Origin of the sequence: Drancourtella sp. An12, assembly GCF_002160935.1 — a bacterium.
Taxonomy (GTDB): domain Bacteria; phylum Bacillota; class Clostridia; order Lachnospirales; family Lachnospiraceae; genus Sellimonas; species Sellimonas catena.
Genome location: NZ_NFLO01000043.1, coordinates 1 through 1,770 on the forward strand (window position 1 = coordinate 1; position 1,770 = coordinate 1,770).

The 1,770-nt window shown below is 35.9% G+C and carries 1 protein-coding gene; it reads left to right on the forward strand.

Annotated elements, in window-relative coordinates; genetic code table 11:
• The first annotated feature begins 966 nt into the window (after positions 1 to 966).
• A complete protein-coding gene (locus tag B5E64_RS17660) occupies positions 967 to 1,683 on the forward strand; it encodes a hypothetical protein (RefSeq protein WP_087169734.1) in 717 nt (238 codons plus the stop codon).
• The last annotated feature ends 87 nt before the right edge of the window (positions 1,684 to 1,770 follow it).

Here is a 1,770-nt window from a genome sequence, read left to right on the forward strand (position 1 = left end):
TTTAAACTGTTTGTCATGTTGCTTTGCCATAATGAGATCCTCCTTCAGTACGATATTTCTATTATATCATGTATTGTCTATTTGGAATTTTCTCATTTTGACTTGCACTATTTATATACTAGCACCACTGAAAAGCAGAAAGGCAGAACGTGAGAGGGAAACGTCCGCTGGGAACAGCGCTGTCACGGGAAGCCGGTCAGTAAATGTTATGATTACAAAGAATGAGCCAGTAGTCGGCGGGAATATTTTCCATAGGGCAAGACCCTGGCAAGGAGCTAAGCTGACACCCTGGTTATGGGCAGGCGGGACGAAGGAAGTGAGGACCAGTGCAGAAATGTACAGAGATCCTGGTAGACACGGGAGGTGCGCTGCCATAGATGGATGGGTATACAAAAGGCCATGTAAAGCGGAAAAGAGAGACGTTTTATTTCGTATACCCATAACCACCTATTTTTGTACCAGATACAGAAAAATGCTCATGATCGAGGCTCGTTCATCTGAGATAGGAACTTAGAAATCCCTTGATTTTAAGGGGAAAAACACTTGACTAAATAGGGAGGATAAATAGAGTCTAACCGCATGTAATCAAGTAGTTGGTTAAAAATTTCAAATATGGAAACCAGTGTGAGCTTTGTCTTGGCATTACCAGTTTTAGAGAAAATTTACGATGGTAAACGTAATTTGGCAGTTAAAGAAGCTGTGGTATAGCTCTACAGAAAAATCTTTCGTAAACATAGTAAAGGGTGTTTCGCTTAGCGTACTATAGTTAGAAAAAGAGGAATATTTAATGTTGTTTTGTGCAGTTTAGTCCAGAACTTTTGGATGAAATTAGATTAAACGGGCTGGATGATACTAGGAGGGTAAAAGGCTTCCAGACTTGTGGAAGAATTTTTTAATTAATATATTGAAGTATATAGATGAGACAAGGAATAGAAAAAGTGAGATAGGGTAACGAGGTTTCAAAAGATGAAAAATGAAATACAAAAATTAAGCAAGATTGTTGATTGGATGTATGAAAACAGTCCGGAAGGAGTTGAGATATTATATGTCGAAGAAGCGTTCGACAGGCTTTATAGATGTATTGAAAATTTGGAACTGTCAGAGGAAGAAGAATTTGAATTCAGATGTTTAGAATATGAATATGAGCTAAACTATTTTTACAAATTTATACATCCAGAAAGTCAAATGGCAGAGGTTATCAATTATATTCTGGGAAGTTTAAATGGTATATTGTTTCAAGCAAATTTACATCAAAGAATAAAAAAACTTACAGAAAGAATATTTATTGTAGGTATAAAAGCGGCAGAGGAACAGGCACTTGAATTAATGAACTTAAAGATTATTCCAAATCAGTTGGCATGGTTATGGGAAGCGTATGCAGAAGAATATGTAAAAAGGGGAAAATTTAGGAAAGCGTTTCAATATTACTGGTATGCAATGGATATTTACTTATTTGTTACTGAAAATGAAGATGAGGATGAGCAGAAGAGGATTTTTTATGATGGAAGTAGTTTCTTATATATATCAGATATTATTTATAGAATCTATAATAAAGCAACAAAGCAATGTCATTGCTGGGAAGAGTGCATAAAAGAGTTTTTGAAACGATGGGAAAAACTAAAGGCATACAATTATAGTTATTTACTAAGACTTCCCATACCTGAAATGGGCTTCGCTCCTTGAAAATTCAATATTTCAGCTGACAAAATAGTGATTTATGCCCCTATAGACTCTGGATGGAGTGCGTTACGCAGATATTTCGGTAGTCTT